This window comes from uncultured Tateyamaria sp., from assembly GCF_947494755.1.
Lineage (GTDB): Bacteria > Pseudomonadota > Alphaproteobacteria > Rhodobacterales > Rhodobacteraceae > Tateyamaria.
Genome location: NZ_CANLVZ010000002.1, coordinates 293857 through 316517, shown reverse-complemented (window position 1 = coordinate 316517; position 22661 = coordinate 293857). Strand labels below are relative to the sequence as shown.

Annotated in this window: 26 protein-coding genes; 11 read left to right on the top strand and 15 right to left on the bottom strand. The window is 62.0% G+C overall.

The genetic code is table 11. The annotated features are described in order from the left end of the window. Window positions 1-3: 3 nt before the first annotated feature. The 3 genes from Q0908_RS04230 (at window position 4) to Q0908_RS04220 (ending at window position 2256) form a co-directional block, all read left to right on the top strand. Window positions 4-696, top strand: a complete 693-nt coding sequence (locus tag Q0908_RS04230) for an RraA family protein (protein WP_299281226.1) — start codon at window positions 4-6, stop codon at window positions 694-696. 62 nt (window positions 697-758) lie between these two features. After that, window positions 759-1217, top strand: coding sequence for a CIA30 family protein (locus Q0908_RS04225; RefSeq protein ID WP_299281225.1), 459 nt, complete (start codon window positions 759-761; stop codon window positions 1215-1217). Between the two features lie 148 nt (window positions 1218-1365). Then, window positions 1366-2256: an adenylate/guanylate cyclase domain-containing protein gene (locus Q0908_RS04220; RefSeq protein WP_299281223.1), complete on the top strand. Its 891-nt coding sequence runs from the start codon at window positions 1366-1368 to the stop codon at window positions 2254-2256. Here the strand turns inward: Q0908_RS04220 and Q0908_RS04215 are convergent. From Q0908_RS04215 to Q0908_RS04175, 9 genes are all read right to left on the bottom strand, one after another. Further along, the gene (locus Q0908_RS04215) at window positions 2253-3485 is read right to left on the bottom strand and encodes a mandelate racemase/muconate lactonizing enzyme family protein (RefSeq protein WP_299281221.1); all 1233 of its coding nucleotides are present in this window, start codon (window positions 3483-3485) and stop codon (window positions 2253-2255) included. The genes Q0908_RS04220 and Q0908_RS04215 overlap by 4 nt on opposite strands. Before the next feature lie 50 nt (window positions 3486-3535). Then, on the bottom strand, window positions 3536-4627 hold the full coding sequence (locus Q0908_RS04210; protein WP_299281219.1) for a zinc-binding dehydrogenase: 1092 nt from the start codon (window positions 4625-4627) through the stop codon (window positions 3536-3538). Window positions 4628-4710: 83 nt separating this feature from the next. Beyond that, window positions 4711-5943 (bottom strand): TCR/Tet family MFS transporter, encoded by a 1233-nt coding sequence (locus Q0908_RS04205; protein WP_299281218.1) that lies wholly within the window; start codon window positions 5941-5943, stop codon window positions 4711-4713. Further along, window positions 5940-7262 (bottom strand): lyase family protein, encoded by a 1323-nt coding sequence (locus Q0908_RS04200; protein WP_299281216.1) that lies wholly within the window; start codon window positions 7260-7262, stop codon window positions 5940-5942. The genes Q0908_RS04205 and Q0908_RS04200 overlap by 4 nt, the downstream gene beginning before the upstream one ends. Window positions 7263-7265: 3 nt before the next feature. Then, window positions 7266-8054: a 3-oxoadipate enol-lactonase gene (pcaD, locus tag Q0908_RS04195; protein ID WP_299281214.1), complete on the bottom strand. Its 789-nt coding sequence runs from the start codon at window positions 8052-8054 to the stop codon at window positions 7266-7268. Window positions 8055-8060: 6 nt separating this feature from the next. Next, on the bottom strand, window positions 8061-9254 hold the full coding sequence (locus Q0908_RS04190; protein WP_299281212.1) for an endonuclease/exonuclease/phosphatase family protein: 1194 nt from the start codon (window positions 9252-9254) through the stop codon (window positions 8061-8063). Then, window positions 9251-10222, bottom strand: a complete 972-nt coding sequence (locus Q0908_RS04185; protein WP_299281303.1) for a threonine/serine dehydratase — start codon at window positions 10220-10222, stop codon at window positions 9251-9253. Before Q0908_RS04185 ends, Q0908_RS04190 begins: the two co-directional genes overlap by 4 nt. After that, window positions 10219-11037, bottom strand: coding sequence for an alpha/beta hydrolase (locus Q0908_RS04180; RefSeq protein ID WP_299281209.1), 819 nt, complete (start codon window positions 11035-11037; stop codon window positions 10219-10221). Before Q0908_RS04180 ends, Q0908_RS04185 begins: the two co-directional genes overlap by 4 nt. Further along, entirely contained in the window at window positions 11037-11723 is a 687-nt protein-coding gene (locus Q0908_RS04175; RefSeq protein ID WP_299281207.1) for a haloacid dehalogenase type II, read from the bottom strand. The genes Q0908_RS04180 and Q0908_RS04175 overlap by 1 nt, the downstream gene beginning before the upstream one ends. 138 nt (window positions 11724-11861) lie before the next feature. Between Q0908_RS04175 and Q0908_RS04170 the strand changes: the two genes are divergently transcribed. Next, entirely contained in the window at window positions 11862-12296 is a 435-nt protein-coding gene (locus tag Q0908_RS04170) for a peptidylprolyl isomerase (protein ID WP_299281205.1), read from the top strand. 72 nt (window positions 12297-12368) lie between these two features. Here the strand turns inward: Q0908_RS04170 and Q0908_RS04165 are convergent, their stop codons facing one another. From Q0908_RS04165 to fabA, 4 genes are read right to left on the bottom strand one after another with little or no spacing between them, the layout of a single operon-like run. After that, window positions 12369-12749, bottom strand: coding sequence for a hypothetical protein (locus Q0908_RS04165; protein ID WP_299281203.1), 381 nt, complete (start codon window positions 12747-12749; stop codon window positions 12369-12371). 53 nt (window positions 12750-12802) lie between these two features. After that, complete coding sequence (locus Q0908_RS04160; RefSeq protein ID WP_299281201.1) at window positions 12803-13594, bottom strand: enoyl-ACP reductase; 792 nt, start codon at window positions 13592-13594, stop codon at window positions 12803-12805. Between the two features lie 9 nt (window positions 13595-13603). Then, the gene (gene fabB / locus Q0908_RS04155; protein ID WP_299281199.1) at window positions 13604-14833 is read right to left on the bottom strand and encodes a beta-ketoacyl-ACP synthase I; all 1230 of its coding nucleotides are present in this window, start codon (window positions 14831-14833) and stop codon (window positions 13604-13606) included. 40 nt (window positions 14834-14873) lie between these two features. Beyond that, window positions 14874-15383: a bifunctional 3-hydroxydecanoyl-ACP dehydratase/trans-2-decenoyl-ACP isomerase gene (gene fabA / locus Q0908_RS04150; RefSeq protein ID WP_299281197.1), complete on the bottom strand. Its 510-nt coding sequence runs from the start codon at window positions 15381-15383 to the stop codon at window positions 14874-14876. Window positions 15384-15519: 136 nt separating this feature from the next. Between fabA and Q0908_RS04145 the strand changes: the two genes are divergently transcribed. The 3 genes from Q0908_RS04145 (at window position 15520) to Q0908_RS04135 (ending at window position 17581) form a co-directional block, all read left to right on the top strand. Next, window positions 15520-16305 carry a 2OG-Fe(II) oxygenase gene (locus tag Q0908_RS04145; protein WP_299281195.1) on the top strand — a complete coding sequence of 262 codons (786 nt, stop codon included), beginning with the start codon at window positions 15520-15522 and terminating at the stop codon, window positions 16303-16305. A gap of 76 nt (window positions 16306-16381) precedes the next feature. After that, window positions 16382-16801, top strand: coding sequence for an iron response transcriptional regulator IrrA (irrA, locus tag Q0908_RS04140; protein WP_299281194.1), 420 nt, complete (start codon window positions 16382-16384; stop codon window positions 16799-16801). After that, the gene (locus tag Q0908_RS04135; RefSeq protein ID WP_299281191.1) at window positions 16802-17581 is read left to right on the top strand and encodes a phytanoyl-CoA dioxygenase family protein; all 780 of its coding nucleotides are present in this window, start codon (window positions 16802-16804) and stop codon (window positions 17579-17581) included. On the opposite strand, the gene Q0908_RS04130 is transcribed toward Q0908_RS04135, so the two are convergent. Both Q0908_RS04130 and Q0908_RS04125 read right to left on the bottom strand, forming a co-directional pair. Beyond that, complete coding sequence (locus tag Q0908_RS04130) at window positions 17578-17949, bottom strand: DUF1428 domain-containing protein (RefSeq protein WP_299281189.1); 372 nt, start codon at window positions 17947-17949, stop codon at window positions 17578-17580. The genes Q0908_RS04135 and Q0908_RS04130 overlap by 4 nt on opposite strands. A gap of 83 nt (window positions 17950-18032) precedes the next feature. Continuing rightward, window positions 18033-18899, bottom strand: coding sequence for a glycosyltransferase family 2 protein (locus Q0908_RS04125; protein WP_299281187.1), 867 nt, complete (start codon window positions 18897-18899; stop codon window positions 18033-18035). Between the two features lie 119 nt (window positions 18900-19018). On the opposite strand from Q0908_RS04125, the gene miaB reads away from it, so the two are divergent. The 4 genes from miaB (at window position 19019) to Q0908_RS04105 (ending at window position 22607) form a co-directional block, all read left to right on the top strand. Then, on the top strand, window positions 19019-20341 hold the full coding sequence (miaB, locus tag Q0908_RS04120) for a tRNA (N6-isopentenyl adenosine(37)-C2)-methylthiotransferase MiaB (RefSeq protein ID WP_299281185.1): 1323 nt from the start codon (window positions 19019-19021) through the stop codon (window positions 20339-20341). A 241-nt stretch (window positions 20342-20582) separates the two neighbouring features. Continuing rightward, entirely contained in the window at window positions 20583-21140 is a 558-nt protein-coding gene (locus Q0908_RS04115) for an OmpA family protein (protein WP_299281182.1), read from the top strand. Window positions 21141-21152: 12 nt separating this feature from the next. Then, window positions 21153-21455: a hypothetical protein gene (locus tag Q0908_RS04110; RefSeq protein ID WP_299281181.1), complete on the top strand. Its 303-nt coding sequence runs from the start codon at window positions 21153-21155 to the stop codon at window positions 21453-21455. 159 nt (window positions 21456-21614) lie between these two features. After that, window positions 21615-22607 (top strand): PhoH family protein, encoded by a 993-nt coding sequence (locus Q0908_RS04105; protein ID WP_366868685.1) that lies wholly within the window; start codon window positions 21615-21617, stop codon window positions 22605-22607. Window positions 22608-22661: the final 54 nt, after the last annotated feature.

The following is a 22661-nucleotide window of genomic DNA, read 5'->3' as shown; positions in this document are numbered from 1 at the left end:
GACATGGACGACGCCCTCCACGACCTGCTGAAATCGGTCGACACCCCAACGGTCTGCAACGCCATCGAGGTGGCGCAGGGCAAGCGCGGCTTCAACGCGTTTACGCGCGGCACGATGCTGGCCTCGGACCCCGCTGGCGTGATGGTGGGCCATGCGCGCACCGCCCGCATCCGCGCGCTCGCCCCGCCAACCGAAGCGGCGGATGTGATCAAGGCGCGGCGCATGGCCTATTACGAATACATGTCCCAAGGGACCGGCCCGTCGGTCTGCGTCGTGCAGGATCTGGACGTGCCCAACGCCATCGGTGCCTATTGGGGCGAGGTCAACACGAACATCCACAAGGCGCTTGGGCTGTCGGGCACGCTGACGGACGGGGTGATGCGCGACCTTGGCGATTTGGCCCCTGACTATCCGGTCGTGGCCGGGTCCATCGGGCCGAGCCATGGGTTCGTGCATGTGGTCGACTACGACCAGCCCGTGCGCATCCACGGTCTCGACATCCGGCCCGGCGACTTGATCCATGCAGACCGGCACGGAGCGGTCGTGATCCCGCCGGATGTGGTCGCGGGGCTGTCGGATGCCATCGCCACGCTGATGCGCGCCGAAGGGATCGTGTTCGAGGCGGTCAAGGGCAAGCGGATCACCTTTGCCGAGTTCGAAACCGCTTGGGCCGCCTTCGAGGCGGCGCGCACGTGATCCTGCGGGTTTGCGCGATTGTGATGACACTATGCGCGCCCGCCGTGGCGCAGGAGGGCGCAATGGATCTGAACCCCGACTGGGAATACGTTGCCGATACGGTCATGGGCGGTGTTTCGACCGGGCAGCTTGATGTTGGCCCGGTTGAGGGGCGCGACGCGGCGCGGCTGACCGGAACCGTCTCGCTGGATAACAATGGCGGCTTTGTGCAGATGGCCTTTGACACCGAGGCGGTGGCGGCAGAGAGCTATACCGGGCTTGAAATTGACGTGCTGGGTAACGGTGAAACATACGAAGTGCGGCTGAGGACCAACGATTTGACGCGGCCCTGGCAGGCCTATCGCGCCACCTTCACGGCGCCGCCTACATGGACGACGATCAGGCTGCCTTTTGACAGTTTCGCTGCACACCGAACCGAGGCCGCATTGGACCTGACGCAACTGCGCCGGATCGGGGTGCTTGCAATCGGGCGGGTCTTTCAGGCCGACATTGCCGTCGCGCAGATACGCTTTTATCGCTAAGCGACCCTGGATCACAGATTGGGGACCCGCCACCAAATATAGTGACGGGGCGGCGACGGACGTGTAATCATAGCGCCGTTAAAGCAAACGATTTGAAAGCACAGATGGCCATATTGAACGCGGCCGCATTTCTGGGGGATGCAGTGGCATGAGTATTGAGCGCGCGATCCTGCTCGCTGATGTGTCGGGCAGCACGCCTTTGTATCAACGCTATGGCGACGCCGAAGCCAGCCGGATGGTGTTTGAATGCGTCGAGGGAATGCAGCGGATCGCCACTGAAACGGGGGGCGAATTCGTGCGCTCCAAAGGCGACGATGTGCTGTGCCTCTTCGAATCCGCCGATCAAGCCATGGCCGCCGCACGCGGCATCCTTGAACAGGGCGCGCGGGGCGAAGTATCTGTGCATGCGGGCCTGCATTGGGGCACTGTATTGTGGCGCGGCGAAGAGCTGTTTGGAAACGCCGTCAATGTCGCGGCGCGCCTCGGCGGACAGGCCAAAGAGAACGAAGTGCTGATGAGCCGCGAGCTGGTCGAACATGCGTCGGCCAGTGAAACGTCCGATTTGCGCTCGATGGGCGAAATCACCTTGCGGGGGACGGATGCGCCGACCGAGGTCTTTGCAATGCTGGCCGAGATCGAAGATGACGAGGACGGCGTAACCAGTTTCATGTCGCAATCGACAGTCTTTACGGCCCGCCAGCGCGAACACGTGGCCAACACCACCCTGCGCCTGTCATTCGAAGATTGGGCGCAGGACATTCCCGAGGGGCGTGAACTGAAAATCGGGCGCTCGACCCAGTGCGACCTGGTGATGTCCTATGCCTGGGTGTCGCGCGTCCATGCAGCCATTTCGGTGCGTGGCGGCATCGTGGAGTTCAAGGACAGCTCGTCAGCAGGCTGCACCCTGACCATCGGAGCCCATCCCGAGTTTTTCATCCGCCGCCAGACAGTCGCCCTGACCGGCAGTGGTGTGATCGAATTGGGAAGCAATGCGGCAGGCGACAACCGCCCTCGCATCAACTTTGAGGTGACCGGCTAGTCTCGCGGTGCGGGCGCGCCCCCTTCGAAATTATTGCCATTGGCATAGTCACAGGGGTCCTCCTGCATCTGCAAGTGTAACCCGTCGCCGGTATAGGGGTGCGCGCGGGCGAGGTCTTCGTCCACCTCGATCCCCAAGCCGGGGGTTGTGGGCGGTGTGATGAACCCGTCCTCGACCCGGATTGTCCCCTTGATCAACTGATCGTGGAACGGCGTTTCAATGGTCTCGCACATCAGGATGTTGGGGATGGACGCGGCGAGGTGGATGTTGGCCGCCCACTCAACGGGGCCTGCATAAAGATGCGGGGCCATCTGCGCGTTATAGACCTCGGCGATGGCGGCGACCTTTTTCATCTCCCAGATGCCGCCCGCACGGCCCAGGGCGGGTTGCAGGATGCTCGCAGCGCCGGACCGCAGGATGGGCGCAAACTCAGCCTTAGTCGTCAGCCGCTCGCCCGTGGCCACGGGGATGCGCACGGCGCGGGCCACCTTGGCCATGTCCTCGACCGCGTCCGGTGGAATGGGCTCTTCGAACCAGAGGGGGGAATAGGGCTCAAGCGCCTGACCCAGACGGATCGCACCCGCGGTGGTGAACTGCCCGTGGGTACCGAACAGCAGATCCGCACGATCCCCGACCGCGTCGCGGATGGCCTTGCAAAACGCGACAGACATCGAAATGTCGCGCATCCCCGGCATGTGCCCGCCGCGCAATGTGTAGGGGCCTGCTGGGTCGAACTTGACGGCCGTAAAGCCACGTTCGACGCTATCAAGTGCGGACTCCGCCGCCATCTCGGGCGAGGTCCAGAATGCGTCCAACCCGTGATGGGGCAGAGGGTAAAGGTAGGTGTAGGCGCGGATCCGATCATTCATGCGCCCTCCGAGCAGCGCATGCACGGGGCGGTCGCGCGCTTTGCCAAGGATGTCCCAACACGCAATCTCAAGGCCCGAAAATGCGCCCATGACCGTCAGGTCGGGGCGTTGGGTGAAGCCCGAGGAATAGGCGCGGCGGAACATCAGCTCGATGTTTTCGGGGTTCTCTCCGGCCATATGTCGACCGAACACGTCCTCGATCACGGCCCGCATCGCGTCCGGCCCGACGGAGGAGGCATAGCACTCGCCCCACCCCACGATCCCGTCGTCCGTCGTCAGCTTGACCAAAATCCAATAGCGCCCACCCCATCCCGGTGCCGGGGGTGCGGTGACGATAATGTCGAGATCACGCAATTTCATGGGCTGAGGTCTTTCATTCTCTGGTTCAAAAGCCGGGCCTTTGGCCGTCTTTAGCGGTCAAACATGATGACATTCCGGCGGGCCTTGCCGCCTTTGGTATCGGCAATCGCCTCATTGATCTGATCCAGCGACCAGCGGCCCGAGATCAGGCTGTCTAGTTGCAAGCGTCCCTGTTGATACAGGTCGACCATCCAAGGAATATCGCGCTGGATGACCACATCGCCCATTTTCGATCCGACCATGCCCTGCCCGATGGCGGCCAACACCGCAGGCTCATACGAGGCCTCCGCACCGGATGGGGGCATGCCGACCATCACGACCTTGCCGCCGCGCCCCATGAAACGGGGGGCCTGTTCATAGGCGGGGATCGCGCCAACGGTAACGATCACCGCCTCGGCACCCTTGCCGCCAAGCGCCTTGTAGCTGGCGCGCCATGGGGCGTTTTGTGTGGCCAGCACGCCATGGGTTGCGCCGAACGCCTTGGCGTCCTCCAGCTTGTCCTCGGTCATGTCCACGGCCACGATGCGTCGTGCCCCGGCGATACGCGCGCCCTGAATAGCGTTCAGGCCCACGCCGCCCGCGCCGATCACGACCACGTCCTGGCCTGCACGCAAGCCTGCCGCATTGACCACCGCGCCGACGCCCGTGATCACACCGCAGGCGATCAGGCTGGCCGCATCCTTGGCGATTTCCCCCGAAATTTTGACCAGTTGGCGTTGGTCGACAACCACCTTTTCGGCAAAGGCTCCGCAGGCCATCGCCTGATGCAGTTTGCCATCCTCAGCGGTGCGGATCGGCCCCTTGTCCCCGTCATAGGGGGTTTCGCAAATCGTCGGCTTCCCACCTGCGCAGGACGGGCAGGTGCCGCAGGACCGGATCAAGGTCACAACGACGCTGTCGCCCGGCGCAAGATCAATAACGCCGGGGCCAACCGCGCTGACGATACCTGCCGCCTCGTGGCCATAGACCGCAGGCAGTGATCCTCCCCAGATCCCTTCCGCATAGGAAATGTCGGAATGGCAGATCGCGACGGCATCAAGACTGACCTCGACCTCGCCCGTTTCGGGCGCGCGCAGCAGAATGTCTTCGATCACGAGGGGGTCGCCAAAGGCGTGGCATACGGCGGCTTTGATGGTCTGCATGGGCGATCCTTGCTGGCGCTGTCAGTGTGGTGTTTCAGGGGACGGTGGCGCAGCCTGTGCGCCCTCGCAAGACCGAATGCGACTTAATGTGACGCAGGCGGTTCGGGAATGGGGGCCTTGTGCGCGATTTTCCCGGCACGCAGAAAGATGAACAGCCCGATGGCGATCAGAACGCCGGATAAAAAGAACGACGATCCCGGCGCGTAAACAGGTGCGCCCGGTTTGGTGAAGGCGAAAAACACGTATGTCATCACCATCGGCGAGAGGATCATCGCCAAGGCCGACACCGAGGTCAGCGCACCCTGCAATTCGCCCTGTTGATTGTCATCGACGGCCTTGGACATGATCCCCTGCAAGGCAGGTGTGATCACGGCCGGCAGGGCGGCGAGCGGTGTGAGGATCAGCAGCCAGGTGCCTGAACTGACGATCCCGATCAGCAGGAACACGATCACATCCGCGCCGTGCCCATAGATCACCGCGCCCCGCTCGCCAAGGGCGCGCAGGATGGGCCGGATCAAGCCGCCCTGAACGATGGCCATGGATACACCGAACAGCCCCAAGGACAGCCCGCGCATGCCGGGCGACCAGTCGAAACGCTCAAGCGTGTAGTAGCTCCAGATCGCAGGGTAGACGCCGAACGCCACCTGATAGAAGAAGAACACGATCAGCAGCGGACCAAGGCCCGGCAGTCGGGCGAGATATTTGAACAGCCCGAACGGGTTCGCGCGCCGCCACTCAAAGGGTCGGCGAATGCGGTCATCCACGGTTTCCTTGAGCACGAAATACCCAAATACCGCGTTGGCCGCTGCCAGTCCGGCGGCGGCATAAAACGGCGCGCGAGTGCCATATTCGGCCAGTGCGCCGCCGATCATCGGGCCAAAAACAAAGCCCATTCCGAACGCGGCCCCGATCAGCCCGAAATTCGCGGCCTTTTGACCGGGTTTCGAGATGTCGGCCATATAGGCGTTGGCGGTGGACTGTGTCGCAGCGGTGATCCCGCCCACGACCCGGCCTGCCAGCAGTAACCAGATTGACCCGGCCACAGCCATGACCAGATAGTCGGCTGCCATGACCAGCAGCGATACCAGCAGGATCGGCCGCCGCCCGAACCGGTCCGACAGGGCCCCGATCACCGGGCCGAACAGGAACTGCATAGCGGCGAACGTGGCCGACAGGATCCCGCCCCACACGGCGGCTGATCCGATGCCCGCACCGCGCACTTCCTGGACGAGGTCGGGCATGACCGGCACGATCAGCCCAATGCCCATCGCGTCCAGCATGACGGTGAACAGGATAAAGAGGACCGGTGGCTTCAAAGCTGCGCCACCCGGTCCGCGAAACAGCGTGCATCATCGGGGGCATGCCCCATCTGGGCGCTCGGCTCAAACACATCAGAGGGCAGATCAGGATAGGCGGTGCGCGCCACCGCTTCGAGCGTGTCGCCTGTTTCGACGGCGGTTGCGACCAGTCGCTTGGTCTCGCTTTGGGCCTCGGGGCGGGTCATATGCGCCGTCAGTGCAAAGCTGAGCGCTTCGGCATGCACAAACCCTTGACCGGCGGCATGGGCCGCCATTTGACCAGGTACAGGTGCGGCGCTGTCCATGACCTGCACGGCGGTTTCAATGGCCGATGCCGTTGTCAAAGCGATCTGGGGCAGCACCATCCATTCCGTGAACCAAGCGGCCCCGTCCCGTTGGTAGTGATGCGCGGCGGCCATCTGTAAGTTGGTGCGCAGGCCAGCGGTTTGGTTTTGGCAGGCGACCAGTACCGTCGGGCCAACCGGGTTCTGTTTCTGCGGCATGGTCGAGGAGCCGCCAGCACCGCCAAGGGTTACCTCGGCGGTGTCTGATCCGGCCAGCCCGATCAGGCTGTGCCCCATGCCGCCAAGTGTTGCGACCACATCCGCCATCCAGTCTGTGATGCGCAGGATTGGCCCCCGATCCGTGTGCCAACTGCGCCCCGGATCGCTCAGGCGCAACGCTTCGGCAAGGGCTGCGCGGGTGGCGGGCGCATCGGGGCCAAGAGCGGATGCAGTGCCCGCCGCGCCACTGAGAGACACCCACAACGCACCTGCACGGACCGCCTCCAACCGCTCGACCGCATCTAGCAGCGGATTGCCCCATTGCGCCAGCACAGCCCCCCAAGAGGTGACGGTTGCATGTTGCCCATAGGTGCGTGCGGCTATGGGCAGGTCGGCATGGGTGCGCGCCTCGGACCCCAAGCGGGCCAGCAACGCGCGCAACCGATCCTCCATCACCGCCAGGGTTTGACGCAGGCGCAGCATCAGCGCGGTGTCGATAATGTCCTGACTTGTCGCCCCCCAATGGGCGTATTGCGCGTGTTCCGGGGCCTCCATCGCGGTGCGAAAGGCGGCGACGAGGGCGGGCACGCTGACGCCGTTCGTGCCCGTGGCCTCGGCCAAACCGGCGGGGTCAATCTGCACCTCAAGGCTTGAGCGATGGACGAAGGCCGCGCTGATTTCCGGGATGATGCCTTGCGCCCCCTGCACCTTGGCCAAGGCACCTTCGACCACCAGCATCGCGCGCACTTCGGCGCTGTCTGACCACAAGCGGCCCACCTCTCCGGTTGGAAAGAGACCGCTGTAGAGCGGGGAGGAAAACACGCTCGCCGCCATGGCTCAGATATGACCCGTAGCGCGCATGAAGTCGGTCAGGACCTGTGCATATTCTTCGGGTTGCTCGACGCAGGGCAAATGGCCCGCGCGGCGGATCAGATGGAACTGACTGCCCGGCACCAGATCGACAGTTTCGCGCACCAGATCGGGCGGCGTCGCGCCATCCTCGCTGCCCGCAATGCCGAGGGTGGGCAGGCGCAGCGTTGCGGTCGTGGCATAGAAATCCGTGCCGGAAATCGCCGCCGAACAGCCTGCATAGCCTGCATCTGGTTGGCGCACGAGGAGGTTGCGCCACAGCTCCAACTCTGGCGTGGCGAGGAAAGCGCGGGAAAACCACCGCTCCATCGTGGCATCCGCAAGTGCTTCGATACCGCCCGCTTCGACCGCTGCAATCCGGTCGCCCCACATCTCCTTGGTGCCGATCTTGGCACCCGTATTGGACAGGACCATGGCGCGCACGAGATCGAGCCGCTTGACCGTGAGCCCTTGCGCAATCAGCCCGCCGATGGACAGGCCGACAAACAGGGCATCACGAAAGCCGAGGTGGTCCATCAACCGCTCCACATCGCCCACGAGGCCGCCCATCGCGTAAGGCGCGTCCGGGCAGGTCGACAGGCCATGCCCGCGTTTGTCATAGCGCAGGACGCGCAGACCGGGCGGCAGCAACGGCAGGATCGGGTCCCACAGGCGCATATCGGTGCCAAGCGAATTGGCGAAAACCACCGGCGCGCCATCGTCGGGGCCGTCAATGCGGTAGTGCAGGCGAACGTCGCCAAGATCGGCCATATGCATGTGATTTCAGTCCTTTAGCTTGATGTGGGCAATAATCTGACCATGATCAGAGGCCAGTTTGTTATAGGGGGCCTCGGCATGGCTGCCATCGGTCAGATGATCGTTCAGCACGCTGAAATATTCCATATGCCCGATGCTGTCCGGACTATCGGCGAGAAAGTGGCGGGACATATAGATCTGGTCAATGCTCTCATACACTCCGCCAAACGCTGCCGTATAGACCATATCGCGGGCGGAGCTGCGCACGAATTGCTTTTCGGCCGAATGCAGGCGAACCTTTTCGATGGCCTCGCGGATATAGGCATTTTCGTCCTCGGAATAGCGGTCGCGCGGGGTTTGGGCATCGTGGCGCAGCATCCAGGCATAGTTTTTGAACGGGTGTTCGCCACTGATAATCTCGGAGCTGACCGCATGTTCGCCGTCGTTGAAATCGCCCATGACCATGACCGGATGGTCCTGATCCAACTCGGCCACGATGGCGCGGCGCAGCACCCAGGCCTCGGCCATACGGCGCAGTGCGGCGCGGGCACCACCAAGGGTACGGCCTACGGGATCATATTGCGTCAGGTCGACTTCGGGCGGGAAAGGCGCGCCTTCGGGACGGATGAATTCGCCGAGTTTGGACTTGAGATGGCAGTTGAACACCGTGATCACATGGCCCGCGATGGGCACGCGCACCTTGAGGATCGGGCGGCTGAGCCGTGTAAGGCGGAATTGTCCGCCGCCGCCCGCCTCACCCATGGGGCCAAAGTCGATGTCGACCGGTTCTGGCAGGTCCTGGATCACCTCGGGTGCCCCCACAAAGCCAAAGCGGGACAGGATCGCAACGCCGGGGCGGCGCTGGCCGGGGCCGCCATCATTGACGTTGGGGGCAACGGCCAAAGCGGCGTTGGTGTAGGGGCGATAGGCCAGTTTGCGAAAGATGGCCTTGCGCCGATAGCGTTTGTTGGGGCCGGGGATGTGGGCGTCGTTTCCGGCAATTCCGTCGGCATCCGCCATGTCGATCACGTCGCGCAGCGCGCTTTCCTCAAAGATTTCCTGAAAGCCGACAATATCGGCGTCCATGGTCTGAAGCTGTTCGGCGAGCCAGTCGGCCTTCCACGCGTATTCTTCGGGCGTGTAGCTTTGAAACTTGTAATATTCCTGATCCGCTCCAATCAGGTTTTTGACGTTGAAACTGGCGATGGTGAAATGGGTCATTCAAGGCTCCGAAGTGCGCGGGCGAACAGATCTGGATCGACATTGCCGCCCGAGATTGTGACGATCACGTCCTCGCCGTCTATCTGGTCTGCGCGACACAAAGCGGCAGCAAGGGCGACGGCTCCGCCCGGTTCGGCCACCAGCTTGAGGCGCAGGAATGCGTGGGCCATGGCGATCAGTGCCTCATCTTCGCTTACCACCAGACCGGGGCCACACAGACGCCGCAGGATCGGGAATGTGATGTCGCCGGGTTGCGGAGTGATGATCGCGTCACAGATATTGCCCGACACGGCATTGTTGCGTTCGATCCCGCCCGAACGCAGGGAGCGGGCCACATCATCAAACCCTTCAGGCTCGACCGGGCGCACGCACAGGCCAGGGGCTTCGGCCTCGAGCGCAAGCGCGATGCCGCTGGTCAGCCCCCCGCCGCCGCAACAGACCAGCACATCCGCCACTGTGATGCCGAGGGCCTCGGCCTGTGCTGCGATCTCCAGTCCCGTCGTGCCTTGGCCTGCGATGACTTGCGGTTCGTCAAAGGGTTTGATCAGCGTCAGGCCACGTTCGGCTGCGAGTTGTGCGCCGATGACATCGCGATCCTCGCTGCCACGTTCGTACAACACCACCTCCGCGCCCATAGCTTGCGTGTTCTCGATCTTGAGCGCGGGAGCGTCGCGGGGCATCACGATCACGGCTGGCACGTCGTGCATGTTCGCCGCCAAGGCGACGCCCTGAGCGTGGTTGCCGCTGGAAAAGGCGATCACGCCTGCCGCCCGGATGGATGGATCGAGCGCGGACAGGGCCGACCATGCGCCGCGAAATTTGAAGCTGCCGGTGTGTTGCAGGCACTCGGGTTTGACCCAAACGCGCCGCCCCGCGATCTTGTCGATAAAGGGCGAGTTTAGCAGGGGCGTGTGGCGCGCATGCCCGTTCAGGCGGGTGGCCGACGCGCGGATCATCTCGATATTCATGTGAGCGTCATCATCCATCTGTGCAGGGCGTCGAGGGCTTCGGGTTCGTCCAGAAACGGAACATGGCCGCGCCCGGGTACTTCGGCGGTCATCAGGTCAGGGCGGCGATCCTGCATCTTGGCGACAGTTTCGGCGCTCAGCAGATCGGACCCGGCCCCGCGGATAACGCAGATCGGCTTGCCTTCTAGCGCGTCGAAAAACGGCCACAGGTCCGGCACATCGCCCGCCGCCTCAACCGCGTCGCGCAGTTTCGGGTCATAGGTGATATCGAGGCCTTGGTCGGTTTCGACAAAATGGGTGTGCGCCTCTTGCATCCAGCGGGTTTGGGGGACCCCTTTGAACCCTTCGAGGACATATGGCAACGCGGCGGCCACTTCGGCATGGGTGCGCGCGGCAGGACGGCGGCCCAGATAGGTCATGATGCCCGCAAGGCCCGCAGGGTCGAGTTCAGGGCCGACATCATTGAGCGCGGCACCGAGCAGCCGGTCTGGCGCGGCCGCGGCAAGGCCCATCGCGTTCAGCCCGCCGCGTGAGGTGCCAAGGATCGCACAGGAGGCCAGCGACAGATGGTCCATCAGCTCCATCACGTCACGGATTTCCACGGGCAACACGTAATTGGCCCATGTGTCGTCCCATTGCGACTGGCCGCGCCCGCGATAGTCCATCTTGATCAGGCGGCAGGGGGGCAGATGCGGGGTGACGTATTGGAAGTCCTCGGTGGTGCGCGTCAGGCCCGGCAGGCATAGCAGTGGCAGGCCTGCGCCCTCATCTGTGTAATACAGCGATACCCCATCCGAGGTGGTAAAAGTCGCCATCACACACCTGCCAAGGCGGGAATGCCAGTGAGGTCATCGAGGCGATGTTTGGGCCTCCATGGCAGGCGGTCGACAGGCTCGCCCGCGCGGTTGACCCACGCGGTTTCAAACCCGTACCCGGTGGCCGCCGCCGCGTCCCACCCGTTGGAGGACACGAACAGAACCTCGTCCTTGGCACATCCAAAACGCTCTCCGACGAGATCATAGACCCGCGCGTCCGGTTTGAAGATGCCAACCGATTGTACCGACAGGCTGTCATCCAGCACGTCGGCGATCCCTGCGGATTGGACGGCACCGTCAAGCATGTCGGGGGACCCGTTGGACAGGATCGCGGTGTTCAACCCCGCTGATTTGAGGGCGCTCAACATCTCGGGCACTTCGGGATAGGCCTGCAATTCCCAGTAAAGCGCCAGCAGTCGTTCCCGCAGGGCGGGCGCGTTGCCATGACCGGCCTTTTCGAGGGCCCAGTCCAGCCCCTCCTGGGTGACTTGCCAGAAATCGGTGTGCGCACCGGTGACGGCCCGCAGCCAGGTGTATTGCAACTGCTTGAGCCGCCAGTGTTCGGCCAAGGTCGGCCATGTGTCCCTGATCGAGGCAAAGGCGGGTTCGGCGGCGGCCTGCCGGGCGGCAGCAGCCACATCAAACAGGGTGCCATAGGCGTCAAATATGCATGTGGTGATGGGCATGGGCGCTGTTCCTCTTTGGGGCAGAGTGACACGGGGCGGCGCGCGCGAAAAGGGGGCAGGTGGGGTTTACCCGACTGGCATGCGCGGCTTGGGTGTGTCACGCTGTCGGTCGGACGGAATATGTTGGGAGACAAAGCCATGGCCGAGATCAAAGACGGCGATACGGTGCGCATTCACTATACCGGAACATTGGTGGACGGCACTGTGTTTGACAGCTCGGAGGGGCGCGACCCGCTCGAGTTTGTGGCTGGGTCTGGTCAGATCATTTCGGGGCTTGATGTGGCGCTAATTGGCATGGAGCCGGGCGAGAAGAAGGTTGTCAACATCGCTTGCGATCAGGCCTATGGTCCGCTGAACCCCGCCTTGCGTCAGGGGGTGCCGCGGGATGCGATCCCCGAAGAGATACCGCTGGAACTGGGGTTGCAATTGCAGATGCAGACGCCGCAGGGTCAGCCCATGCCGGTCACGGTTGTGGATATCGGTGACGAAGAGGTCATGCTGGACGCCAACCACCCGCTGGCAGGCAAGGACCTGACCTTTGACTTTGAAGTGGTGTCTGTTGATCCCAAGTGACGCTGTGCGGACGCTGTTTGCCCGATGGGCAAAGACGCCCCGCCCACCGTCCCTTGCGGCAATCTGCTGAAATCAGCCGCCCGGATCAAATGTGCGCAGGGTGTGTCCGATGGCATCGGCTTGCGCCTGCGTGTCATTGGCGGGCGGTGTTGCACCATGACCGGGCAAGGCGTTGCCCCGTCGCACCGGCACTTTGTCGGTTAGCATGATCCGTGTCCGAACCTCACTGGGTTTGGCGAAGGCCCGGTTCGTCGCCCCAGCCTGAGGTGTGTCATGCGCCCATGCGATCACATCCTGGACGACATTCGGATACGCACGCAGTCCCAGCATCAGACCCACACCGATCAGTGAAAAGATTAACCGTCCCAACCACTTGGAGAGGCGTGTCCGCCGCGCGCGCCGCTTGAGCACGCGCGCGTGTTTGTCTGATTGATGTGTCTCTGCCACTGTCATGCGGCCAAGCCTAGCCCCAAGGCGTGACCAAACTATGAACTAATCTTGGAAAATTAGAGGTGATCGGGCTGTGGCATCCCAAGCACGTGAAAGCCACCATCGACCCGGATGATCTCTCCGGTTGTGCAGGCTCCGGCCTCTGAACAGAGGTAAACGGCTGTGCCGCCCACCGCCTCGAGCGTTGCGTTTGAGCGCAAGGGCGCGTTGAGATCGGTATGTTTGTAGGTTTTGCGCGCCCCGCCAATGGCGGCACCTGCCAGTGTCTTCATCGGTCCCGGCGAGATGGCATTGACCCGGATCCCTTCAGGGCCAAGGTCATTGGCCAGATAGCGTGTGGCGGATTCAAGTGCGGCCTTGGCCACGCCCATCACGTTGTAATTGGGCACAACCCGGTTGGACCCCTGATAGGTCAGTGTCAGCAAGGTGCCGCCGTTTTCGATCATCAGCGGATGGGCGCGCCGGGCCACTTCGATGAAGGAATAGGCCGAGATGTCCATGGAGTGTTTGAAATTGGCGCGGCTGGTGTTCAGGAACCGGCCTGTGAGCTCGGATTTGTCCGAAAACGCAATGGCATGGATCACGAAGTCGATCGTGGGCCAACGTGCCTCAAGCGCATCAAATGCCGCATCAAGCGAGGCATCATCCGTCACATCCACGTCCACCATGAAGTCCGACCCGACGCTCGCCGCGAGGGGTTCAAGCCGCTTGCCAAAAGCCTCGCCCTGATAGGTGAACGCCAATTCGGCCCCGGCCTCGGCCATGGCCTTGGCAATACCCCACGCGATGGAACGGTCATTGGCGACGCCCATCACAAGGCCGCGTTTTCCTGAGAGCATTCCCGACATATTCAATACTTACCCGTGAAATTTCGAAAGGATCATCGACCCGTTGGTGCCGCCAAACCCGAATGAATTGGTCATGACGGAATCAAGGCCCGCCGCTGCCTTCATCTCGGTCGCGATTTCGGCCGGGTCCAAGGCGGGGTCCAGCGTTTCGACGTTGATCGAAGGCGTGATAAAGTCGTTGTCCAGCATCAAGAGGCTAAAGATCGCTTCAAGCGCGCCTGCCGCCCCTTGGGCATGGCCGGTCATGGACTTGGTCGAACTGACAGGCGGAGTGGTGCCTTGGCCAAAGACGCGGCGCACCGCCTCGATCTCACCCACATCGCCGACTGGGGTCGAGGTGCCGTGTGCGTTTATATAGCTGACGGTGCGGTCTTCGGGGAGGGTCGACAGCGCGACACGCATCGCCCGCTCGCCGCCTTCACCGGACGGGGCCACCATGTCGTGCCCGTCCGATGTGGCAGCATAGCCTGTGACTTCGGCGTAAATCTTGGCCCCGCGCGCGCGGGCGTGTTCCAGATCTTCCAGCACGACGATGCCGCCGCCGCCTGAGATCACGAACCCGTCGCGATCCGCGTCAAAGGCGCGGCTCGCCTTGGCGGGGGTGTCGTTGTATTTCGAGGACATCGCACCCATCGCGTCGAACAGGCAGGACAGCGTCCAGTCCAGTTCCTCGGCACCGCCTGCGAACATCACGTCCTGTTTGCCAAGCATGATCTGTTCCGCCGCATTGCCGATGCAGTGCAGCGAGGTCGAGCAGGCCGACGTGATCGAATAGTTGATGCCCTTGATCTTGAAGCCTGTCGCGAGGTTCGCGCTGATGGTCGAGGACATGCATTTGGGCACCGCGAAAGGGCCGATGCGCTTGGTGGCACCCGTGTTCAGGACCGTTTGATGGGCTGCAAGCATGGCAGAGGTCGACGGGCCGCCCGAGCCTGCTACCAACCCCGTGCGCGGGTTCACGATGTCGCTTTCCTCAAGGCCCGCATCGGCGATGGCTTGCGTCATCGCGATATGCGCATAAGCCGCGCCCGGCCCCATGAAGCGCAACGCGCGCTTTTCCACGTGATCGGCGACGTCCAGCTTGAGCGTGCCTGCGATCTGGCTGCGAAAGCCGTGCTCGGCCATCTCTTCGCTGGCTTCAATCCCGCTGGTGCCGGCCTTAAGTGAGGCCAAAACCTCGTCCACGTTCGTGCCGATAGACGACACAATCCCCAATCCGGTGACGACGACGCGACGCATGTTTATGGTCCTTTTGCTGCTTTCGGGCGCTCGGACGGACTCAGCTTTCGCTCAGCGCGACCTTCATGTCCCTGACCTGATAGATCACTTCGCCGTCCGCTTCCACCCGCCCGTCTGCGACACCCATCGTCAGGCGGCGGGTTTGCACGGCTTTGGTGAAATCGACGTAATACGTAAGCATCTTGCGATCCGGGCGGACCATGCCTGTCAGCTTCACTTCGCCCACCCCAAGCGCATAACCGCGCCCCTGCCAGCCGCGCCAGCCAAGGTTGAAGCCTGTCAGTTGCCACAGCCCGTCCAGACCCAGACAGCCCGGCATGATCGGATTGCCCGGAAAATGGCAGTCAAAGAACCACAGATCAGGCGTGATATCGAACTCGGCCACGATGTGACCCTTGCCATGTTCGCCGCCATCACCGGACACATCCGTGATCCGGTCCATCATCAGCATGGGCGGTTCGGGCAGTTGCGCATTGCCGGGGCCAAACAGCTCGCCACGGGCGCACTTGAGCAAGGCGTCTTTGTCGAAACTCGTTGGATATTCTGCCATTCTGGCCTCGTTTATTTGCGCACATGTCCCGCGTCGCGGGGTCAGGCCCGTCTAGCACTGAGAACGCAAAAAGCGCAAGAGCGGGGGCCGTGCGGTCCACTTGCCATCCCGCACATGCTTCGGGCACAGTCGGGGCATGGATGATATTCTTGACCTTGAGCGGTTCCCGCTGGATCGCCCCCATACCCCGGCGTGGCACGCCCTTGTCGACAGCGCCAAGGCCGGTCTGGCGCGGGATGGGTTGTTCAACTTTGATGGGTTCATGCGGCCTGCCGCATTGGCGCAGGTGCTGGACCACGTGCACCCGCGTATGGCGCACGAGTCCTTTCATCACAGCCGTTGGCACAACATCTATTTCAAAGACACCATCGACGGGGTGGACCCGGACGACCCGGCCCTCAAGAAAGTCGAGACCTCGAACCACACGCTGTGCCACGACCAGTTGCGGGGCACGCCGCTGGATCGGCTGTACAACTGGCCCGAATTCGCGACCTTTCTGGCGGCGGTGATGGATCGGCCGCAGCTTTATGTGATGGATGATGCGCTCGCGGGGATCAATGTGCTGGAATACCGCGATGGTGAGGCGCTGAACTGGCATTTCGACCGGTCTATCTTTACCACGACGCTGTTGTTACAGGAACCGGACGCGGGCGGGGTATTCGAATACGCACAGGACTTGCGCAGCGCCGATGATCCCAATCACGCAGGCATTGCCGCCTTGCTGAATGGTCAGATCGCACCGACCCAACTGCCGCAGACTGCGGGCACGCTGAATGTCTTTCTCGGGGTGAATACCGCGCACCGGGTCAGCACCGTGCAGGGGCCGAAATCGCGCATCGTTGCGGTGCTGTCCCATTACGACACACCCGGTCGCGCCTTCACCAAGGACGAACAGATGGGCTTTTTCGGGCGTGTGGCATAATGCACTTCGGGGCGATTGCGATTGATTTGCAAAAGTTTGACCCTTTATATGTAGGCAAGGGCGATCAGAGGACGCGATGACACAGGATCAGCATCAGGTTGGCACCACATGGTTGGCGGGCGCAGGTTTGCGCCCCACCCGGCAGCGCGTGACGCTGGCGGCTTTGCTGATTGGCGACGGACAGCACCGGCATGTGACGGCCGAAAGCCTGTTCGAGGCGGCCAAGGATCAGGGCGAGGCCGTATCGCTGGCCACGGTCTACAACACCTTGCGCGCCTTCTGTGATGCGGGCCTCATGCAAGAGGTCACGGTCGATGGCTCCAAAAGCTATTTCGACACCAACACCCACGACCACCCCCATTTTTTCTGGGAGGACGATGCCAAGCTGACGGACGCCCCGTCTGATCAATTGGTGATCGCGCAATTGCCAGACGCCCCTGCGGGGGCCGAGATTGCATCGGTGGATGTGGTGATCCGGCTGCGCCGTAAATCCTGAATGACGGTTGTCGCAGCGCAGGAAGCGCAAACCTACCGTGCGGATGGGGTTGTCCTGATCCGTGGGCTGTTCGCCCCTCACGTTGAAACCCTGCGCGCCGGTGTTGAGCGCAACATGGCTGATCCCGGCCCTTACGCCTCGACCAATGATCGGGCGGGGGAGACGGGGCTGTTTTTCGATGACTACTGCAATTGGCAGCGTATTCCTGAATTTCAGGAGGTGGTGCGGGACGCTGCGGTAATCGATGCGGCAGCTACGCTGATGGGGTCGAAATCTGTCCAACTGTTTCACGATCACGTCCTGGTCAAGGAACCGGGCACGTCCATGGCGACCCCATGGCATCAGGATGCACCCTATTACTTTGTACAAGGCCAGCAGACGATCAGCTTTTGGTCCCCGCTTGATCCCGTGCGGAAGGCGACGCTGCGCTGCGTGGCAGGCTCGCACCTGTGGCCCAAGGACGTGGTGCCAACGCGATGGGTGTCAGAGACGGCATTCTTTGAGGGCGATTACATCCCCGTGCCGGATCCGGACGCCGAAGGTATGCGGATTGTCGAGTTCAAGATGGAACCGGGCGACGCGGTCGCCTTTCACTACCGCACGCTGCACGGCGCGCGCGGCAACACCGCCAGGACCCGGCGGCGGGCGTTCTCGCTGCGGCTGGTGGGGGATGATGCGCGCTATGTCACGCGGCCCGGCCCCACATCGCCCCCATTTCCGGGGCACGACATGATCGAAGGACAACGCCTGCGCGAGGACTGGTTTCCCATACTGCGCTAGGACGCGGGCATGTCGCCTTGCATGAACACAGATTCGAACCCGCCATAGATCATGCGCTTGCCGTCAAACGGCATCTCGCCCATTTTCTCTTCCATCTCAGGGTCGCTCATCATCCGCTCCCAACTGGCATTGCGGGTGACGCGATCAGGCCACATCACCCATGAAAAGACGACAGTTTCCCCCTCCTGCGCCATTACGGCCATGGGGAACGAGGTCGTTTCGCCATCTGGCACCTCATCGCCCCAGCATTCCCACTGCGCCAGCGCGCCCATGTCCTGAAAGACAGACCAGGACTGTTTGGCATGGGCGATGAACGCCGCCTTTTTGTCCGTGGGCACGGCGGCCACAAAACCATCGACATAACTCATCTCAGCACTCCCATCTGCGATTGGTGATGGGGCCAAGCCTACCTCAAACCACGCCCCCCCCCAAATGGGGCGGGTTCAGTGCCTCAGAACCACTGCCCCGGCTCCATCAGCCCCAAGTCCAGCAACTGACGCGAATGCCACTCGAACGGGGCGGAGTTGTGCCATTTGAAGGTGTGGATGTCGTAGGTGCTGCCGGGGTTCTGTTTCAGGGCTTTGGCCGTGCGGAATGAACAGATGGCGGCGGTGAGGTTGTGATGCCATTTGCAGGCATAGGTGTTGTATTCTTCGTCATTCAGCGTGTGGTCGGGGCGCAGCTTCAGTCCCGGCTTGGTCTTGAATAGCGAAATGCGGTCGATCTTGCGGCGCGCTTCGGGCACGTGTTCCTCATAGCGCCAGCGCAGGCCCCCGAAAAAGTCCAACTGACGTTCCTTGGGATGCCCCTTCGCATCAGGCCGCGCCAACGCATAGTAACCGGATCGATCCAGATGCGCCCGGTCGAGGGATACTGCGTCCGGATGCTCCCACAGATCGTCGGCATAAAGGTCCACCACATAGGTCAACATCCCGTCCCGCCGCTCTTCGGTATGGAAGGCGAGCATTTCGCCCACTGACCGCGTTTCGCAAAACGGGTGAAACAGGAACTCGGCGTTGTAGCAGTAATAAAGCCACGTGCCCGCAGGGACGGCGGCGATGATCGGGTTGATCGCGTTCTCGAGCGCGCCCTCGGCGGACATGTCGTAGTCGATGCGGACTACATCCTCGATCAGATCGCGAGGCATGTCGAACTGGGGTGGCATACAGGCAATGACATGGGCAAAACCGGCCTGCAAATGGTGACGCAGGGTGGTGGCCACCTCTATATTGTCCTCGACCAGCACCACGGCAATCGGACCCTTGGCAGGCACCGCCTCGGGGGTTGTCACGAACTGGTTCAGACTGTCAAAACGCATATGTGCTCCGGTATATGCACCGCTCAACCCTTTCATTCGGTTAAACCGCGCTCCATTGCAAGATGGGCGAGGCACTGTTACATCGCCAGCCTGATTTGCCTCAACCCCGGATGCGCCCCATGTCGACGCCCAAAAAGCTCTTTATCAAGACCTATGGCTGTCAGATGAACGTCTATGACAGCGAGCGTATGGCCGAAGCACTGGGCGGGCAGGGGTACGTGGAAACCACGTCGGCGGATGAGGCGGATATGATCCTGCTCAACACCTGCCATATCCGCGAAAAGGCGGCTGAAAAGACCTATTCCGAGCTGGGGCGCTTGAAGGCGCTTAAAAAGGACAAACCGGACCTCAAGATCGGTGTCGCTGGCTGTGTGGCCCAGGCCGAAGGGGCCGAGATCATGCGCCGCCAGCCTGCCGTCGATCTGGTCGTCGGCCCGCAGAGCTATCACCGCTTGCCCGAGATGGAGGCCAAGACCCGCACTGGTGCTACCGCCCTGGACACCGATTTCCCCGAGGAAGACAAGTTCGAAAAGCTGGCATCGCGCCCCAAGGCCAAGCGTGGGCCAAGCGCATTTCTGACCGTGCAGGAAGGTTGCGACAAGTTCTGTGCGTTTTGCGTGGTGCCCTACACGCGCGGGGCCGAGGTGTCGCGCCCTGTATCGCGCATCTTGGACGAAGCGCGCGATCTGGTCGAACGCGGCGTGCGCGAAATCACCTTGCTGGGGCAGAATGTGAATGCCTATCACGGGGCGGGGCCGGACGGGTCGGACTACACGCTGGCCAAACTGATCTGGGATCTGGACCGCGTCGATGGGCTCGAACGCATCCGTTTTACCACCAGCCATCCCAACGACATGACCGACGATCTGATCGAAGCGCATGGCACCTGCGCCAAGCTGATGCCCTATCTACACTTGCCGGTGCAGTCGGGCAGTGACAGGATCCTCAAACGGATGAACCGCAGCCACACCGCCGACAGCTATCTGCGGCTGATCGAACGGATCCGCGCCGCGCGGCCTGATATCGTGATGTCGGGCGATTTCATCGTCGGCTTTCCCGAAGAAACGGAGGCGGACTTTCAGGCCACCCTCGATCTGGTTGAGGAAGTGAACTACGGCTACGCCTATTCGTTCAAATACTCGACCCGGCCCGGCACTCCTGCGGCTGAGCGGGCGCAAGTGGATGTGGCCGAAGCCGACGACCGGCTGCAGCGGTTGCAAGCGTTGATCACACAGCAACAGCATGCCATCCAGAACGATATGGTAGGGCGCACCGTCCATGTTCTGTTCGAAAAACCCGGGCGGCTTGCCGGACAGATGGGCGGCAAAAGCGAGTATTTGCACGCTGTCCACGTCGACAATGCCAACGTTGAAATCGGGCAAATCGCGCCGGTGAGAATCACCAGCGCATCGACCAATTCGCTGGCAGGCGTACTGGTTTGAACGCCCGTATGAGATGAATTCGGCCGCGAAATTGCGCGGTCTTATGGTAAGTGTGCCAATTTAAGGCACAATATCTGGTAATACCGGGTTCACAGAACGTTAATAATTGCATACGGTTTTGCGCAGTATGGCAGAGGTCGGTCTGACGTTCAGGCGTGTTGATGATCTTTGCGGGGGACCAAAAAAAAGGGACAGGGCTGTGGCGAATTCGTATTCCCAAACAGTGAAAAAGCTTTTGACCATGGCGGTTGCCACCGCTGTGGTTCTGACGTCGGCAATGGCGGTGCCGGTATCGGCGCAAAACTTTAGCACGGACACGCGCTCGCAGAATGGGCGGGACAAAGGCCAGTACATTCCAACCATCTGGGTGGACCCGGACGGGTGCGAGCACTGGGTTATGGATGACGGGGCCGAAGGCTACATGACGCCTCACACCAACCGCAAAGGGATCCCGGTTTGTCGCCGTGGTAACGTCTGCGGTGTGATGCAGTCCGACCAGTTCTTCAAGACCGACAGTTTCCGTATCCATGCGGCGGGCAAACAGCGACTGGCGCAGTTCTTCCAAAGCTCGACCGCCACCAGCTTCATCATCACCGGGCACACCGACAGCCGGGCGAGCGACGCCTACAATCTGCGGCTGTCCCTGAACCGGGCCAACGCGGTTGCCGCTGTGGCGCAAGCCTCGGGCGCACGGATCGCGGATGTGCGCGGCTACGGCGAACGGCAGCCCGCAGCGGCCAACAACACCGCACAAGGCATGGCCAAGAACCGCCGTGTCGAAATCATCTGCATTCAGTGAGGGACGCGTATAATGACAAAATATAAACTCGTCCCCGCCCTGATTGCGGCCCTGGCTCTTGCGGCTTGCGGCGATGGCCTGCCACCGGACAAGACGGTTGACCGGGGCACCGACCGCAAGGACCTCAGCCAGCTTCAGGCCGGTATCTGGGTCGATCCCAACGGCTGCGATCACTGGATCATCGACGACGGTGTCGAAGGATATCTGTCAGCACGCCTCGACAAATACGGCAAACCGGTCTGTTCCGGCGTGGCCGAACCCACCCGCACCGCAGGCGACTTCAAAGGTGGCTCGCGCATTCGGGACCCCAACTGATCCGCGCCACATTCCACATCAAGGCCGGAGCGTTGCAGACGCCCCGGCCTTTTTTGTTTCAAATCCATGAAATGACCGGTCACGGCGTTGCACCCACGGCGGGAACTTGTCACGCTTGACCCAATCAGACTCGCAAATCTCGCAAACAAGGAGCAGGCCTTGACCCTGGATCAACCCTCCAAAGAAGTGGTTCTGGAATTTCCCGACAATCGGCTGCTGATTGATCTGTGCGGCCCCTATGACAGTCATCTGACGGCCATCGAAACCGCGCTTGAGGTGCAGATCGTGCGCCGCGGCAATGTGATTGGCGTCATGGGTGAAGAGGGCGCGCAGAACCGTGCGGCGGCGGTCCTGAACGCGCTCTATCTGCGCCTTGAAGCGGGCAAAGAAGTGGCACCGGCGGATGTCGACCGCGAATTGCGCATGGGCAACTCAGAAGTCGACACCGGCACGCGGCAGGGCGATCAGCTTGAAATGCCCGTGGGCAACCGGATCGAGATCAAGACCCGCAAGAAACTGGTCGAGCCGCGCACCGATGCGCAAAAAGCCTACGTGCAATCGCTATTCGACAATGAACTGGCTTTCGGGATCGGGCCTGCGGGCACAGGCAAGACCTATCTCGCCGTCGCGGTGGGGGTGTCGATGTTCATCTCGGGCCATGTGGACAAGATCATCCTGTGCCGCCCGGCCGTCGAGGCGGGGGAGCGGCTCGGCTTCCTGCCCGGCACGCAGGAGGAAAAAGTCGATCCTTACATGCAGCCGCTTTATGATGCGCTGAACGACTTTCTGCCGGGCAAGCAACTGGCCAAGCTGAAGGAAGAAAAAACGATCGAGATTGCGCCGCTGGCCTTCATGCGCGGGCGCACGCTGTCGCGCGCCTTTGTCGTCTTGGACGAAGCGCAGAACGCGACCACCATGCAGATGAAGATGTTCCTGACGCGTCTCGGCGAAGGCTCGCGCATGGTGATCACCGGGGATCGTACACAGATCGACTTGCCGCGCGGCGTGCCCTCGGGCCTGTCGGATGCCGAACGGCTACTGAAATCCGTGCCCAAGATCAGCTTCAATTACTTCACCTCAAAGGACGTTGTGCGCCACCCGCTTGTGGCCGCGATCATCGAAGCCTATGAGGCCGATACAGAGGCAAGCTGATCCTTCATTTCGCGAAATAAACCGCACGGGGGCTCCGGGGGTGTGAAACCCCCG